Source organism: Microbacterium azadirachtae (genome assembly GCF_025583665.1).
In the GTDB taxonomy this organism is placed as follows: Bacteria; Actinomycetota; Actinomycetes; order Actinomycetales; family Microbacteriaceae; genus Microbacterium; species Microbacterium azadirachtae.
In genome coordinates this window covers 296,215-311,532 of the sequence record NZ_CP099706.1, presented here as the reverse complement: position 1 = coordinate 311,532, position 15,318 = coordinate 296,215, and the positions used below count along the sequence as shown (strand labels likewise).

Below are 15,318 nucleotides of genomic sequence, written 5' to 3'. Positions count from 1 at the left end.
CGCGATGGGGAGCGCTGACCATGCGTCACCAGGGGCTGGGCTCGTAGTCCTTCAGGAACACGCCGTGGATGTCCTCCCCCGCCTCGCCGCGCACGATCGGGTCGTACACGCGCGCGGCGCCGTCGACCAGGTCGAGCGGGGCGTGGAAGCCCTCCTCGGCCAGGCGCACCTTGGTGTAGTGCGGGCGCTCGTCGGTGATCCACCCGGTGTCGACCGCGGTCATCAGGATCCCATCGGTCTCGAGCATCTCGCCTGCGCTCGTGCGAGTGAGCATGTTCAGCGCTGCCTTCGCCATGTTCGTGTGCGGATGCCCCGGGCCCTTGTACCGACGCGAGAACTGGCCCTCCATGGCCGAGACGTTCACGATGTGCTTGCGCCGCGCGGGCGACGCCGCCATCGCGGGGCGCAGCCGGCTGATCAGCAGGAACGGCGCGGTCGTATTGCAGAGCTGCACCTCGAGCATCTCGAGCGGATCCACCTGGTCCACGCTCTGCACCCAGCTGTTGACCCGGTTGACGTCGGGGACAAGACCGCCCGCGTCGATGGCGGTGCCGTCGGCGTGCTTCGCGAGGGACGAGGAGCCGGGGGCCATCGCGAGCCGTGTGAGCTCCTCGGCGGTGAGCGCCTGGCCGCCCTGCTCGGCGATCGTGCCTCCGAGCGAGGCGATCGACAGCAGTGGGTGCGCGTCGACCGAGGCCTGCAGCGCCTCGGGATGCGGATCCGCGGTGTGCCCGAAGGTCTCCATCTCGGGCAGCGGGCCGTCCGGCAGCGGCTGCAGCTCGGCGTCGACGAGCAGCGAGTACGCACCCGGCGAGCGGCGCACGGTCTGCGCGGCGTTGTTGATGAGGATGTCCAGCGGGCCCTGCGCGGCGACCGAGTCGGCGAGGGCGATCACCTGGGCGGGGTCGCGCAGGTCGATGCCGACCACGCGCAGGCGGTGCAGCCAGTCGGCGGAGTCGGGCAGCGCCGCGAATCGGCGCACGGCATCGCGCGGGAAGCGCGTGGTGATCGTGGTGTGCGCACCGTCGCGCAGCAGGCGCAGCGCGATGTGCATGCCGATCTTCGCGCGGCCGCCGGTGAGCAGCGCGCGCTTGCCGGTGAGGTCGGTGCGGGCGTTGCGCTTGCCGTGGCTGAACCGGGCGCAGTCCGGGCAGAGCTGATGGTAGAACGCGTCGACCGTCGTGTACGGCTGCTTGCAGATGTAGCAGTTGCGCGGCTTCAGCAGCTCCCCGGCGACGGGGGCGTCGACCACGCTGCTGGCGAGGTCGAGCCCGCGCGTCTCGTCGTCGATACGGTCCGGCGCGCCGGTGGCGGTCGCCGCGATCACGGCCTTGTCGGCCTCCGCGATCGCGTCGCGGATCTCGCGACGGCGCACCCGCTTGGCGGCCTTGAACATCGCGGACGTCGCGCGGCGCACCGCGATGAAGTCGGGGTGCTCCTGGTCGAGCTCGTGCAGCTCGGCGAGCACCCGCAGGGTGGTGGCGAGATCGTGCGGGTCGATCCCGGATCCGACGACGTCGCCGCCTGTCGTGCCGCTGCGGTCGCTCTGCGTCGACGGGGTGTCGGAGGGGGCGTCGGTCATTGTCACGATTTTACGCGAGCCGGCGGGACGAGAGCCCGGGCCGTCCGGTAATCCGCTCGCGGCGGTACCCGGGACGATTGTCGTTTCCCTCCCCTGACTGGCTTTACCTCCCCGCAGCTGCGTGTCCACGGGGAGGGAAAGACGACTCGGGGAGGGAAAACGCGCACCGGCCCGCCGCGGTCCGGGCGGCTCAGGCGATGCCGCCGCCGTCGACGACGAGGGCGGATCCGGTCACGTACGACGACTCGTCGCTCGCGAGCCACACCACGGCCGCGGCGATCTCGGAGGGCTGACCCATGCGGTTGAGCGGTCGCTCGGCGGCCTCGGCGAGGAAGCCCGCCTGGTCCTGGCCGAGCTGGCGCGCCTCGTCGCGCAGCATGCCGGTGTCGACGTCGCCCGGGTTCACCGAGTTGACGCGGATGCCCTGCGGGCCGTGGTCGATCGCGAGCGCGCGGGTCATGTTCACGACGGCGCCCTTCGAGGCGCAGTACGAGATGGCCTGGCCGCCGCCCTTGAGACCCCAGCCGCCTTCTCCCCGCGGGCGCACCGCGGACGTCCACCGGCGGGCGGGTGGCCCGCCGGACACCGCGCGCACGGGCATACGCTCGAGGGGTGAGCTTCCTCGTCACCGTCCCCACCGCCGAACTCGCCGCCGACGTCATCGCCCGGGGCCCCCTGCCCGACGGAGTGGAGGTGCGCGTGTGGGACATGGCGACGCCGCCCCCGGCTTCGCGCATCGACATCGTCGTGCCGTCGTATCTGGGCCGGCAGCACCTCACCGCGCTCGATGACCTCGACGTCGGTCTCGTGCAGGGGCAGATGATCGGGTACGAGGCCGTGATCGACCGGATCCCGGCCGGGGTCCTGTTCGCGAACGCCGCGAGCGTGCACGAGCCGGCGACCGCCGAGCTCGCGCTCGCGCTGACCCTCGCCGCGCAGCGCGAGCTGCCGCGGTTCGTGCGCGCGCAGGACGCCGGTGTCTGGGATCGGGCGTTCACGTCGAGCCTGGCCGACCGACGCGTGCTGCTGGTCGGGATCGGCGGCGTCGGCAAGGCCGTCGCCCGGCGGCTGGCGGGTTTCGAGGTCAGCGTCACGGCGGTCGCCCAGACCGCGCGCACCGAGATGATCGACGGGCTGGGCGAGATCGCGGTGCACGCGCTGGCCGACCTTCCCGCGGTGCTCCCCGAGGCGGAGATCGTGATCCTGTCGCTGCCGGGCGGGCCGGCGACGCACCGGCTGTTCGACGCCGCCATGCTCGCGCGCATGGCGGACGGCGCCCTGCTGGTGAACGTCGGCCGCGGCACGCTGGTCGACACCGACGCCCTCGTCGCCGAGAACGGCCGGATCCGCGCCGCGCTGGACGTCATGGATCCCGAGCCCCTGCCCGAGGGCCACCCCCTGTGGACGACGCCCGGCGTGCTGTTCACCCCGCACGTCGGCGGCGCGTCGACCGCGATGGCGCCTCGCATCGCCGCGCTCGTGCGCACCCAGATCGACCGCATGCTCGCGGGCGAGCCCCCCGTGAACCTCATCCGCCGCTGACCCCGGATCCCCCTTCCGCTCACTGGTCGCGGATTGCGGGTTACACCGCTCCGAAACCGCAAAGCGCGACCAGCGAACCGCACAAAGAGCACCCCCTCCGCCCGGTGGTCGCAGATTGCGGGTGTCCGGCCCCCTAAGCCGCAGAGGGCGACCACCGAACCAGATGGCGGATCCGCTCCTGCCCACTGGTCGAACGAAATGACGGATCCCCGCCCCTGGCCCTGAGCCCGGATCCCCCTCCGCTCACTGGTCGCGGATTGCGGATTACCAGGCCCCTAAGCCGCAGAACGCGACCGGCGAACGAGATGACCCAACCCGCCCCCTCGCCCTGAGCCCGGATCCCCCTCCGCTCACTGGTCGCGGATTGCGGGTTACACCGCTCCGAAACCGCAAAGCGCGACCAGCGAACCGCGGCAGGGGGCGGGATCGAACCGATTCGATCCGCGAGTTTCCGGGAACAGCGCCGTCCCGGTACCCTGATCGCATGGCCGAGATCGAGCAGCAGTCCGCCCCCGGATCCGAGTGGTGGCGCACCGCCGTCATCTACCAGATCTACCCGCGGTCCTTCGCGGACGCGAACGGCGACGGGATCGGCGACCTGCCGGGCATCACGTCGCGCCTCGACGCGCTCAGCGAGCTCGGCGTCGACGCGATCTGGCTGAGCCCGTTCATGCCGAGCCCGCAGAAGGATGCGGGCTACGACGTCTCCGACTACCGCGGCGTGGATCCGCTGTTCGGCACGCTCGACGACTTCGACGCCATGCTCGCCGCGGCGCACGAGCGCGGGATCCGCGTGATCGTCGACCTCGTGCCGAACCACTCCTCGGACCAGCACGCCTGGTTCCAGGAGGCCCTCGCCGCCGCCCCGGGGAGCCCGGAGCGCGCGCGCTACATCTTCCGCGACGGCCGAGGCGAGAACGGCGAGCTGCCGCCGAACAACTGGCAGAGCGTGTTCGGCGGCGGCATGTGGACCCGCGTGACCGAGGCCGACGGCCGGCCGGGCCAGTGGTACCTGCACATCTTCGACACCAGCCAGCCCGACTTCGACTGGACCAATGAAGAGGTGCGCGAGGAGTTCCGCGGCGTGCTGCGGTTCTGGCTCGACCGGGGCGTCGACGGATTCCGCGTCGACGTCGCGCACGGGATGATCAAGAAGGCCGGGCTGCCCGACTACACGCCCGACGACGGCGCCGACTCGATGGGCGGCGACCAGGAGGACGTGCCCTACTGGGGCCAGCCGGGCGTGCACGAGATCTACCGCGACTGGCACGAGGTCCTCGCCGCCTACGACGGCGACCGCGCGCTGTGCGCCGAGGCCTGGATGCCCACGCTCGACCAGATCGCGCTCTGGGTGCGCCCCGACGAGATGAACCAGGCGTTCAACTTCAACTACCTCATGACGCCGTGGAAGGCCGACGAGCTGCGCGACGTCATCCGCGATTCCCTCGACGCGTTCGGCGCGGTCGGGGCCCCGAGCACGTGGGTGCTGTCGAACCACGACGTGGTGCGGCACGCCTCGCGCCTCGCCCTCACCTGGGACAACCCGCAGGGCGAGGGCATCGGTCCGCGCGACGAGCCCAAGCCCGACCGCGCCGTCGGCCTCGCGCGCGCCCGCGCCTCGACGACCGTGATGCTGTCGCTGCCCGGATCCGCCTACCTCTATCAGGGCGAGGAGCTGGGCCTGCCCGAGGCGATGGAGATTCCGGACGAGTTCCGGCAGGATCCCACCTGGTTCCGCACCGAGGGCGAGCGCTACGGCCGCGACGGCTGCCGCGTGCCGCTGCCGTGGAGCGGCACCACGCCGTCGTACGGCTTCAACGACACGGGCGCCTCGTGGCTGCCGCAGCCGGCCGAGTGGGCCGAGTACGCCCGCACGCTCCAGGAGCAGTCCGACGCCTCGACCCTGTCGCTGTACCGGGAGCTGCTGCGCCTGCGCCGCGCGCGCGGGCTAGGATCCGGCTCGCTGGTCTGGGAGGACCTGGGATCCGACGCGGTCGCGTTCCGCCGCGGCGAGCTGCACGTCGCGGCCAACCTCGGCACCGCGCCCCTCGCGCTGCCCGCCGGGGCGACGGTGGTCGTGCACAGCGCACCGGACGCCGGCGCCGTGCTGCCGCCCGACTCCGCCGCCTGGTACACGCTCGCCTGAGGCCGCCGCCGCGGCTCCGGCGTCCGGGATCCCCCCGCCCGCGGACGAGTCTGCGGAATTCCGGCGCGAGCGATCCCTCCGAGGAGGGATCCGGATCCGCTCAGGCGGGCTCGACCGCCCCGAGCGGCGGCTCGGCGGCGCCGACCACGTCGGACGAGCGACGCCGCCGATGCGTCACCGCCGTGGCGAGCTGCACCGCGAGGGTCACCGCCAGCACGACGCCCGACAGCGGCAGCAGCTGATCCGGCAGGGCGCCCGCGGCCAGGGCGACGCCGCCGAGGGCGCTTCCCAGCGCGCTGCCGAGCATCATGGCGCTGTTGTTCAGAGCGAGCACCAGCGCGGCGACCGCGGGCGGCACCATCGTCGCGAGGCGCGTCTGCGCGGCGACGCCGGATCCGCCGTTGAAGAAGGCGCAGGCGAGGAACCAGGCGAGCCCCGCGACGGCCCCCGCGATGCCGGGCAGCATCAGGCCCGCCCAGCCGAGCAGGGCGGCGGCGAGCACGGTGGCCACGATCACCGTGAGCACGGCGACCGGACCACGGCGGTCGGTCACGCGGCCCGACACGATGTTGCCGACCAGGCTCACGATGCCGTAGCCGAACAGGGCGCCGATCATCGGATACCCCTCGCCGATGCGCGGGCCGAGGATGAGCGTCGCGTAGGTGAAGCAGAGGTAGCTCGCGCACATGAGCCCCATGGGCACCACGAGGACGGCGAGGATCGCCGGCCGGGTGAGCGGACTCAGCGCGGCGCGCAGCGAGAGCGGCGGGAGGTGCAGGCGCGGTACGCGCGCGAGGATTCCGATGAGCGCCGCGGTGCCGACGCCCACGACGAGGAACAGCGGGATCCGCCAGTCGGCCTGGCCGATCACCAGCCCGATCGGCACGCCGAGGGCCGTCGCGAACAGGAAGCCGCCCATCACGAGCGAGAGCGCGCGTCCGCGGTAGTGCTCGGGGGTGCGTGCGATCACGTAGGAGCCGATGACCGCGTTCAGCAGCGCGCCGCCCAGCGCCGAGACGACGCGGCCGGTCATCGCCCAGAAGTACGACGGCGCGAGGCCGACCAGCAGGTTGCCGACCACGAAGACGGCCAGGGCGAGCACGATCGTGGCCTTGCGCTCCCAGCGTCCGGTGAGCGCGCCGAGCACCGGTCCGGCGATCGCCCCGGTCGCCGCGAACACGCTCATGAGCTGTCCGGCGGCGGCGGCGTCCACGCGCAGGTCGGTGGCGATCTGGGGCAGCAGCCCCGCCAGCACATAGCCGTCGATCCCCATCGAGAAGGTCGCGACGGCGAGCCAGATCAGGGCGCCGGCCCGGAAGCCGGTGTCGTCAGCAGTCGTTCGCACCAGGTCATCCAAGCAGAGCGGATCCGCCGCCCGGAAACTTTTGCGAGGATTCCGGACGAATTGTCGGATCCGGCTCAGCCCTGCACCTCGAAGCCGACCGCCAGCAGCGTCTCCTCACGGGACGACGGCCCCACCAGGAGCTCGAACGCCCCCGGCTCGACCCGGCGGATCCCTGCGGCGTCGACGATCGTGCACGCGGCGACCGGCAGCTCCAGCCGAACCCGGGCCGACTCCCCCGCCGCGAGCTCGACCTGACGGAACCCCTTGAGCTCCTTGTCGGTCCAGCTCGCGCTCGTGACCACGTCGCGCACGTACGCCTGCACGGTCTCGCGCACGGGACGGGATCCGGTGTTGGCGACGGTGACCTCGGCGACGATCGTGTCCTCCGCGCCGAGCGTCGCCGAGGCGAGCGCGAGGCCCGAGTACTCGACCGTCGTGTACGACCGGCCCTCGCCGAACGCCCAGGCGGGCGCCTGCGTGAGGTCGGCGTAGCGGGCGCCGTGCTGTCCGCGGATCTGGTTGTAGTAGGTCGGCTGCTGCCCGGCGTGCCGCGCGAACGAGATCGGCAGCCGTCCGGACGGCTCGATCGCCCCGGTGATCAGTTCGGCGATCGCCGCCCCGCCGCGCATCCCCGGGTTCGCCGCCCAGATCACGGCCGCGGCGTTCGCCACCGAGGCCGGCAGCACGAGCGGCTTGGAGGCCAGCAGCACCACGACGACGGGCGTGCCGGTCGCGATCACCGCGTCGAGCAGGGCTTGCTGGCCGCCGAGGAGCTCGAGCGTCGCCGTGGAACGCCCCTCGCCGACGACCTCGATCCGATCGCCGACCACCGCGACGACGACGTCCGCGGCCTCGGCGGCGGCCACCGCGTGCGCCCGCTGCGCATCGTCGATCGGGGCCGCCACCACCACCGGCGGTCGCGGCTGCCCGTCGGGGAACGTCGGCCCGAGCGGATCCTCCTCGAGCGTGAGGATGTCGGCGCCCTGCGCGTACTGCACGGCAAGGCCCTCGACGCCGCGGAGCCCGTCGAGCACGGTGGTGATCATCTCGCGCGGCTGGCCCTCCAGCCATCCGGCCTGTCCCGAGCCGCCGGCCCAGTCGCCCAGCTGCGTCTGCGCGTCGTCGGCCAGTGGGCCCACGACGGCGACGCGGACCGGATCCGCCGTCCCGGCCGCGGGGCTCAGAGGGAGCGTGCCGTCGTTCTCGAGGAGGACGAGGGAGCGGCGGGCGACGTCGAGGTTGAGCACGGCGTGCGCGGAGGAACCGATGACGGTGTCGAGACGCTCGGACGGCAGGCGGGGATCCTCGAAGAGCCCGAGGTCGAACTTCAGGGTCAGGATCCGCGCGACGGCGGCATCGAAGGCATCGGGGGCGAGCATGCCGTTCTGCACGGCTTCGAGCGCGCCCTCGTAGAACCCCGGCGTGGTCATCACCATGTCGTTGCCCGCCTTCACGGCGGCCGCGGCGGCGTGCGCGTGGTCGGGCTGCACCTTCTGCTCCCACACCATCCGGCCCACGTTGTCCCAGTCCGTGATCAACGTGCCCGTGTATCCCCACTCACCGCGCAGCACCTCGCTGAGCAGCCAGTCGTTGACGGTGATCGGCACCCCGTCCATGCTCTGATACCCGAGCATGAAGGTGCGGCATCCCTCCTTGGCGACCCGCTCGAACGGCGGCAGGAACCAGGACCGCAGCTTGCGGCGGGAGATGTCCGCCTCGGACGCGTCCCGCCCGCCCTGCGTCTCCGAGTACCCCGCGAAGTGCTTCGCCGTCGCGAGGATCGCGGTCGGATCCGCGAGCCCCTCGCCCTGATATCCACGCACCATCGCGCTGGCGAGCTCGCCGATCAGGAACGGGTCCTCCCCGAACGTCTCGCCCACCCGTCCCCACCGCAGATCCCGGGCGATGCAGAGCACCGGGGAGAACGTCCAATGGATCCCCGTCGCCGAGACCTCCACCGCCGTCGCCCGCGCCACCTGCTCGATCAGTGCCGGATCCCAGGACGCGGCCATCCCCAGCTGGGTCGGGTAGATCGTCGCCCCCTCCCAGAACGAATGCCCGTGGATGCAGTCCTCCGCCACCAGCAGCGGGATTCCGAGTCGAGTCTGCGCGGTGAGCCGGTTCGCCTCGACGATCCGCTCCGGCGACGTGTGCAGGATCGACCCCGCATGCCGGCGCAGCACGTGATCGGCCAGGTCGTCGCGCGCATCCAGCTGCAGCATCTGACCCACCTTCTCCTCCACCGACATCCGGCCGAGGAGATCCGCCACGCGTTCGGCCGTGCTGAGTCGGGGGTCGCGGAAGGGCAGGGCGTCGCTCATGCAGTGGTGCTCTCTGTATCGGATCCGGTCTTCGCCGGGGAGGATTCGGTGCGCACCGCGGTCACGGCCGCGTTCGCGTCGATGCCGCGCTTCTTCAGGGCGCGGGCCCGCTCTCCGGCGGAGCGCAGGCGGGGGTTCACGTACTCGTCGATGCCGAAGTTGATCAGCGCGAGCGCGACCCCGAGGAGCGCGATGCAGAGGCCCGCGGGGACGTACCACCACCAGTAGTCCGGGAACGCGCTGTTCTGCTGGGCCCAGAACAGGATGGTGCCCCAGTTGAGGTTCGACACCGGGATGACGCCGATGAACGCGAGGGTCGTGAGTCCGAGCACCGCGGCGGTCATGGTGCCCACGAAGCTCGACGCGATGATCGCCATGAGGTTCGGGAGCATCTCCACCAGGATGATCCGGTGCAGCGGCTCGCCGTTCGCGCGGGCCGCCTGGATGAAGTCTCGGTTGCGCAGCGACATCGTCTGCGCGCGCAGCACCCGCGCGCCCCACGCCCACCCGGTCAGGCCGAGCACCGCCGCGATGACGACGAGAGGCGGATCCTGGAACTGCGAGGCGATGATGATCATCAGCGGCAGGCCGGGCAGCACGAGGAAAACGTTCGACAGCACCGACAGCGACTCGCTCTTCCAGCCGCGCAGGTAGCCGGCGGTCACGCCGACCACGATCGCGACCACGGTCGCCATGATCGTGGCGAGGAAGCCGACCACGAGCACGCCGCGCGTGCCGTAGACGAGCTGGCTGAACACGTCCTCGCCGATGTGGGTCGTGCCGAGCAGGTGCTGCCAGGACGGCGGCTCCAGCGTCGCGTCGAGGTGCTGCGCGGTGGGGCTGTAGGGCGCGATCAGGGGTGCGAAGATCGCCACGAGCGTGAACACCCCGAGGATGATCAGCCCGGCGGCCGACTTGCGGTTGCCGAACATCGCGAGCGATGCGCGCAGCTGGGTCCAGAAGGTGCGCCGCGGCGCGGGTCGGCGCTCGGCGGTGAGCAGCGCCGCGGTCTCGGGCGCGCCGGCGGCCGGCTGCGCGAGCTCGGGGGGAACGGGAGTCGTCATGATCAGGCCTCCGTCTGCCGGGTGCGCGGGTCGAGGATGGCGTAGGCGATGTCGGCGATGATGTTCGCCACGAGCACCGCCATCACGAGCACCAGGAAGATGCCCTGCATGAGCGCGTAGTCCTTCGCGTTCGTGGCGCCGAGCAGCAGCAGCCCGATGCCGGGGTAGGAGAACACCATCTCCATGACGATCGTGCCGCCCACGATGAAGCCGAGCGACAGGGCGAAGCTCTGGATCTGCGGCAGCACCGCGTTGCGCGCCGCATAGCGCCAGAGCACCCGGCGGTTGGGCATGCCCTTGGCCTGGGCGACGGTGATGTAGTCCTCGTCGAGCACGGTGAGCATCATGTTCCGCATGCCGAGCACCCAGCCGCCGAGCGAGGCGATCACGATCGTGATCACCGGCAGCGCGGCGTGCGAGAGCACCTGCCCGATGAACTCGGCGTTCCAGCCCGGATCCACGCCGACCTCGTAGGCGTGTCCGGCGGGGAACCAGCCGAGCAGCGTCGAGAACAGCGCGATGAAGATGAGCCCGAGCCAGAAGTAGGGCACGGTGCCGAGGAACGTCGTCACCGGCACGAGCACGTCCAGGCGTCCGCCGCGTCGCCACCCGATCACGGCGCCCAGCACCGTTCCGATGAGGAAGGAGACGATCGTGGCGAAGCCGACCAGCCCCAGCGTCCACGGCAGGGCGGCGGCGATCGCGTCGCCGACCGGCGCCATGCCCGTCGAGATCGACACGCCGAGGTCGCCGCGCAGCAGCATCCCCCAGTAGTCGAGGTACTGCTGCCACAGCGGCACCGAGTGGTCGAGTCCGAACATGAGGCGCAGCGCCTTCTCGGCGTCGGGCGTGAGCTGGCCCTGGCTGCGCGCCATGTACGCGTCGACCGCGTCGCCCTTCATCAGCCGCGGGATGAAGAAGTTGATGGTGATCGCCGCCCATGCGGTGAACACGTAGAAGGCCGCCCTGCCCCCGATGAAGCGCCACGGCACGCGCATGCGTCCGCGCTCGGCGCGGGTCGCGGTGGTGCCGACGAGCGTCGGGTCCACCGGTTCGGGCGCGCCGGGCGAGGCCTCGGTCGCAGGTGCGGACGTGTCGGCGCTCATCGCGCACCTCCCGTGGTCTGTGCCTCCCGGCGGCGGAAGAACTCCTCCGGGTCGGGCGAAGCGGCGCGCAGCTCCCGCGTGTACGGGTCGCGCGGGCGCAGGATGACGTCGTCCGCGGGCCCTCGCTCCACGACCCGGCCCTGGTTGAGCACCATGATCTCGTCGCTGAAGTGGCGTGCGGTCGCCAGGTCATGGGTGATGTAGAGCACGCCCAGCCCCTCCTCGCGCTGCAGATCGGCCAGCAGGTTGAGCACCCCGAGACGGATCGACACGTCCAGCATCGACACCGGCTCGTCCGCGACGAGCAGCGCCGGCCGAGACGCGAGCGCCCGCGCGATCGCGACGCGCTGACGCTGGCCGCCGGAGAGCTCATGGGGCCGCCGCTCCATCACGGCGTCCGGATCCAGGCGCACGCGTTCGAGCAGGCGACGCACCTCGGCCTCGACCTGGTCGCGAGGGACGACGCGGTCCAGGCGCAGCGGGCGCTCCACGTGATGGCGGATCGAGTGGTACGGGTTCAGCGAGGCGAACGGATCCTGGAACACCATGCGCAGCTGCTGCCGGTAGGTGCGCAGGCCCTTGCCCCGCCGCGGGATCGGCGCCCCATCGAGCAGCACGTCTCCGTGCGTGGGGGTCTCGAGCTGGGTGAGGATCTTGGCGATCGTGGACTTGCCGCTGCCGGACTGGCCGACCAGTCCGATCGTCTGACGGGAGCTCAGGGTGAAGCTGACGTCGTCCAGGGCCTTCAGCTGGCCGGAGCCGCGGACGTTGTAGATCTTGGTGACGCCGCGGAACTCGAGCGTGGTCATCGCACCACCACCCCCCGCTCGCCGGTCAGGCGCGGGAACGAGCGCAGCAGATCGCGCGTGTACTCGTGCTGCGGATCCGTCCACAGCCGCTCGGCGTCGGCGAGCTCGACGATCTCGCCCTCGCGCATCACCGCGATGCGGTCGCTGATCTCCAGCAGCAGCGGCAGGTCGTGGGTGATGAACACGACCGAGAAGCCGAACTCGTGGCGCAGCTGGGAGATCTGCTTCAGGATCTCGCGCTGCACCAGCACGTCCAGCGCCGTGGTGGGCTCGTCCATGACCATGAGCTGCGGCCGGAGCGCGAGGGCCATCGCGATCATCACGCGCTGACGCATGCCGCCGGACAGCTCGTGCGGGTAGGACCGGATCCGCTGGCCGCCGACCTTCACGATCTCGAGCAGGTCGACGACCTCCGCGCGCCGCTGTGCACGGCTCATGCCCGGGCGGTGCACACGGAACACGTCGTCGAGCTGCGCGCCGATCGTCGCCACGGGGTTCAGGGCGTTCATCGCGCCCTGGAACACCATCGACACCTTGTCCCAGCGGAACCGGCGCATCTGCTCGGTGTCGAGGGCGTGCAGGTCGACGTCCGTGCCGTCGGCGTCGTGGAAGACCACGCTGCCGCCGGTGATCACGGCCGGCGGCTTGAGCAGCCGCTGCACACCGTATGCGAGCGTGGTCTTGCCGCTGCCGCTCTCGCCGGCGAGGCCGACGATCTCACCGCGACGGATGTCGATCGTGACGTTCTTCACCGCCCGCACGGGCGGATCCACGTCGTACACGACGGAGAAGTCGCGCACGGAGAGAAGGGTGTCTGTCATGAGGGCATGCTCCGGTAGCGGTCGTTGAGCGAGGCCGCGCGCAGCGCGACTGAGACGAAACGCGGGGCGCTCGCTCAACGACCGAGAGGGATGGACGGTTACTTGCCGGCCGGCTTCAGGTTCATGATGACCTGGACGGCCGAGGGCTGCGTCGGGTCGGCGGTCGCGTACTGGTCCTTCTCGCTCGGCCACCCCGTGAAGGTCCGGGTGTTGTACTCGCCGAGCTGGGGGTGCGTGCCGATCGGGATCGCGGGGACGTCCTCGACGAAGATCTTCTGGATCTTGTTGAGCGCGTCGGTGCGGGTCGCGTCGTCGGACGCCTGCGCGTACTGCTTGAGCAGCGCCGTCGCCTCCGGGTTGCTGTAGCGGCCGAAGTTGTCCGAGACTTTGCCGTCGGCCGCCTGCTCCAGGTACGCCCCGTTCATCACGTCGTCGTAGATGTGCCACGGGTTGGAGCCGGAACCCGACCAGTGCAGCGCGGCGTCGAAGTTCCCCGTCGCCATGTTGGTGAACCAGGTGTCGGCGTCCGGCGTGGCCACCTTGGCGTCCGCGCCCAGCGTGCTCTTGACCTGCGTCGCGACGAGCTGGATCCCGGTGACGTAGTCGTTCCAGCCCTGCGGATCCTGCAGCGTGAACGACACGGGGTTGCCGGCCGGGTCGATCAGCGCGCCGTCCTTCCAGGTGTAGCCCGCGTCGGTGAGCACCTTCTTGGCGCCGTCGACGTCGATCGAGAAGGTCTTGTCCTTGTACTCGGGCGCGATGTACTGGTCGCCCGTGGGCTGCGGGATGCCGGTGACGCTGGTGAGCTCGGGGCCGGCGTTGCTGCGTGCCTTCTCCGCGTGCGCCTTGCGGTCGACGACCATGTTCACGGCCTTGCGGAAGGCGACGTCGTTGAACGGCGCCTTCGTGGTGTTGACCAGGACCATGTCCGGGCTCAGCACGTTCGCCCCCCAGAACACGTTGTGCTTCGGATCCTTGTCGACGTAGTTCTTCTGGTAGTCGGTGATGAAGATCTGCGCCCAGTCGGCCTCCTTGCTCTGCAGCGCGCGCAGGAGTCCCGTGTTGTCGTTGTACTCGAGGTACTTGAGCTGGCCGACCGGCACCTTGCCGCCCCAGTAGTCGGTGCGCGCTTTCAGCACCACACCCTGCGAGGAGAAGCTCTTGATCGTGTAGGGGCCGGTGCCGACCGCGTCCTTGACCGGATCCTTGGACGGGTCGGAGATGCTCTTCCACTGGTGCTCGGGGACGATGGTGACCTGCAGCACGTCGCCCTGCTTGACGAACTTCGACTCGCTGAACGAGAGCACGACGTTCCCGCCGTCCTTCTTGACGTCGGCGAGCTTGAGGCCGGCGAGGTCGAGGGCGGGCGTGTTCTTGATCATCGTGTAGGTGAAGACGATGTCGTCGGCGGTGAACGGCTTGCCGTCGCTCCATTTCACGCCGCTGCGCGGAGTGACGGTGAGCTGGGTGTAGTCGGCGTTCCACTCGACCTTGGAGGCGAGCCACGGGGTGGTCTCGTTCTTGCCGACCGGGTTCACGATCGCGAGGGGCTCGTAGATCATCCGGTCGTATCCGAGCGACATCCCCGAGCCCGTGGAGATGAACGGGTTGTTGGTCTGGGTCGACAGGATCGCGGCGCCGTCCGGCTTGGCGACGGTGAGCGAGCCGCCGCCGGACGCGCCGGCGGAGGAGCCCGACGAGCAGCCGGTCAGCGCGACGGCGCTGAGGGCCGCGATCGCCGAGACGACGAGCAGGGTCTTGGTGAGCCTCATTGCTTCTCCTTCTGGGGCACGGCCATCGTGCGCCACCTGGTGCGGGGTCTCGCTTCCGGAACTTTACTTACTAGCGAGAAAGTAAGTAGATGTGAGGTTACCGACGAGTAAGCTGGATGACAAGCGGCGAAGGGGACGAAATGGTCACGACGACGTCGGCGCGCGTGAAATCACGCCCCGAGACCGAGCGCAAGCGCACCGAGATCCTGGACGCGGCGATCGAGATCTTCGGCGCGAAAGGATCCACCAACGGAACCCTCGCCGACATCGCCGAGCAGGTCGGCATGACGCACGCCGGGGTGCTGCACCATTTCGGGTCGAAGCAGAAGCTCCTGCTCGAGGTGCTCGACTACCGGGACAAGAGCGACGTCGCCGAGCTCGCCGATCAGCACATCCCCGACGGCCCCGAGCTGTTCCTGCACCTGGTGAAGACGGCGTTCGCCAACGAGCATCGTCCGGGCATCGTGCAGACGTACACCGTGCTGTCCAACGAGTCGGTGACGGACGGCCATCCCGCGCGCGGCTTCTTCGAGCACCGCTACGAGAAGCTCCGCACCGAGGTGTCCGCCGCGTTCCGCGAGCTGTGCGCGCAGGAGGGCGTGACCGACACCGCCGCGATCGGCACGGCGTCGGCGTCGATCCTCGCGGTCATGGACGGACTGCAGCTGCAGTGGCTGCTGGATCCCTCCGCCGTCGGGCTCGCCGAGGCCAGCGCGTTCGCCATCCGGGCGATCGTGAACGGCGTGCTGCACCCCGGGCCCGCACTGGAGACCTACGCAGGACGCTGACACGGGCCCGCCGCCGGATCCG

The 15,318-nt window shown here is 70.8% G+C and carries 12 protein-coding genes; 3 read left to right on the top strand and 9 right to left on the bottom strand.

Translation table 11 applies throughout. The features are described from left to right. Positions 1-25 precede the first annotated feature (25 nt). Together NFX31_RS01450 and NFX31_RS01445 are read right to left on the bottom strand one after the other, a co-directional pair. Entirely contained in the window at positions 26-1,582 is a 1,557-nt protein-coding gene (locus NFX31_RS01450) for an SDR family oxidoreductase (RefSeq protein ID WP_262956539.1), read from the bottom strand. A gap of 190 nt (positions 1,583-1,772) precedes the next feature. Beyond that, positions 1,773-2,177 (bottom strand): SDR family NAD(P)-dependent oxidoreductase, encoded by a 405-nt coding sequence (locus NFX31_RS01445; protein ID WP_258955337.1) that lies wholly within the window; start codon positions 2,175-2,177, stop codon positions 1,773-1,775. A 17-nt stretch (positions 2,178-2,194) separates the two neighbouring features. Here NFX31_RS01445 and NFX31_RS01440 point away from each other — a divergent pair, with 17 nt between their 5' ends. Both NFX31_RS01440 and NFX31_RS01435 read left to right on the top strand, forming a co-directional pair. Then, positions 2,195-3,124 (top strand): 2-hydroxyacid dehydrogenase, encoded by a 930-nt coding sequence (locus tag NFX31_RS01440; protein ID WP_045249276.1) that lies wholly within the window; start codon positions 2,195-2,197, stop codon positions 3,122-3,124. A gap of 484 nt (positions 3,125-3,608) precedes the next feature. Next, positions 3,609-5,270, top strand: a complete 1,662-nt coding sequence (locus tag NFX31_RS01435; RefSeq protein WP_262956537.1) for a glycoside hydrolase family 13 protein — start codon at positions 3,609-3,611, stop codon at positions 5,268-5,270. Positions 5,271-5,370: 100 nt separating this feature from the next. Here the strand turns inward: NFX31_RS01435 and NFX31_RS01430 are convergent, their stop codons facing one another. From NFX31_RS01430 to NFX31_RS01400, 7 genes are all read right to left on the bottom strand, one after another. Next, the gene (locus tag NFX31_RS01430) at positions 5,371-6,615 is read right to left on the bottom strand and encodes an MFS transporter (RefSeq protein WP_248700460.1); all 1,245 of its coding nucleotides are present in this window, start codon (positions 6,613-6,615) and stop codon (positions 5,371-5,373) included. A 74-nt stretch (positions 6,616-6,689) separates the two neighbouring features. Continuing rightward, positions 6,690-8,936, bottom strand: coding sequence for an exo-beta-d-1,3/1,6-glucosidase (locus NFX31_RS01425; RefSeq protein WP_091477696.1), 2,247 nt, complete (start codon positions 8,934-8,936; stop codon positions 6,690-6,692). Then, a complete protein-coding gene (locus NFX31_RS01420; protein ID WP_420847422.1) occupies positions 8,933-10,000 on the bottom strand; it encodes an ABC transporter permease in 1,068 nt (355 codons plus the stop codon). Before NFX31_RS01420 ends, NFX31_RS01425 begins: the two co-directional genes overlap by 4 nt. A gap of 2 nt (positions 10,001-10,002) precedes the next feature. Further along, complete coding sequence (locus NFX31_RS01415) at positions 10,003-10,998, bottom strand: ABC transporter permease (RefSeq protein WP_211256053.1); 996 nt, start codon at positions 10,996-10,998, stop codon at positions 10,003-10,005. A 104-nt stretch (positions 10,999-11,102) separates the two neighbouring features. Beyond that, on the bottom strand, positions 11,103-11,915 hold the full coding sequence (locus NFX31_RS01410) for an ABC transporter ATP-binding protein (protein WP_091477700.1): 813 nt from the start codon (positions 11,913-11,915) through the stop codon (positions 11,103-11,105). Beyond that, positions 11,912-12,736: an ABC transporter ATP-binding protein gene (locus tag NFX31_RS01405; RefSeq protein WP_045251034.1), complete on the bottom strand. Its 825-nt coding sequence runs from the start codon at positions 12,734-12,736 to the stop codon at positions 11,912-11,914. The genes NFX31_RS01410 and NFX31_RS01405 overlap by 4 nt, the downstream gene beginning before the upstream one ends. 98 nt (positions 12,737-12,834) lie before the next feature. Next, positions 12,835-14,508 carry an ABC transporter substrate-binding protein gene (locus NFX31_RS01400; protein WP_262956536.1) on the bottom strand — a complete coding sequence of 558 codons (1,674 nt, stop codon included), beginning with the start codon at positions 14,506-14,508 and terminating at the stop codon, positions 12,835-12,837. Positions 14,509-14,648: 140 nt separating this feature from the next. Between NFX31_RS01400 and NFX31_RS01395 the strand changes: the two genes are divergently transcribed. Continuing rightward, positions 14,649-15,296, top strand: coding sequence for a TetR/AcrR family transcriptional regulator (locus NFX31_RS01395; RefSeq protein WP_045251036.1), 648 nt, complete (start codon positions 14,649-14,651; stop codon positions 15,294-15,296). Positions 15,297-15,318 lie beyond the last annotated feature (22 nt).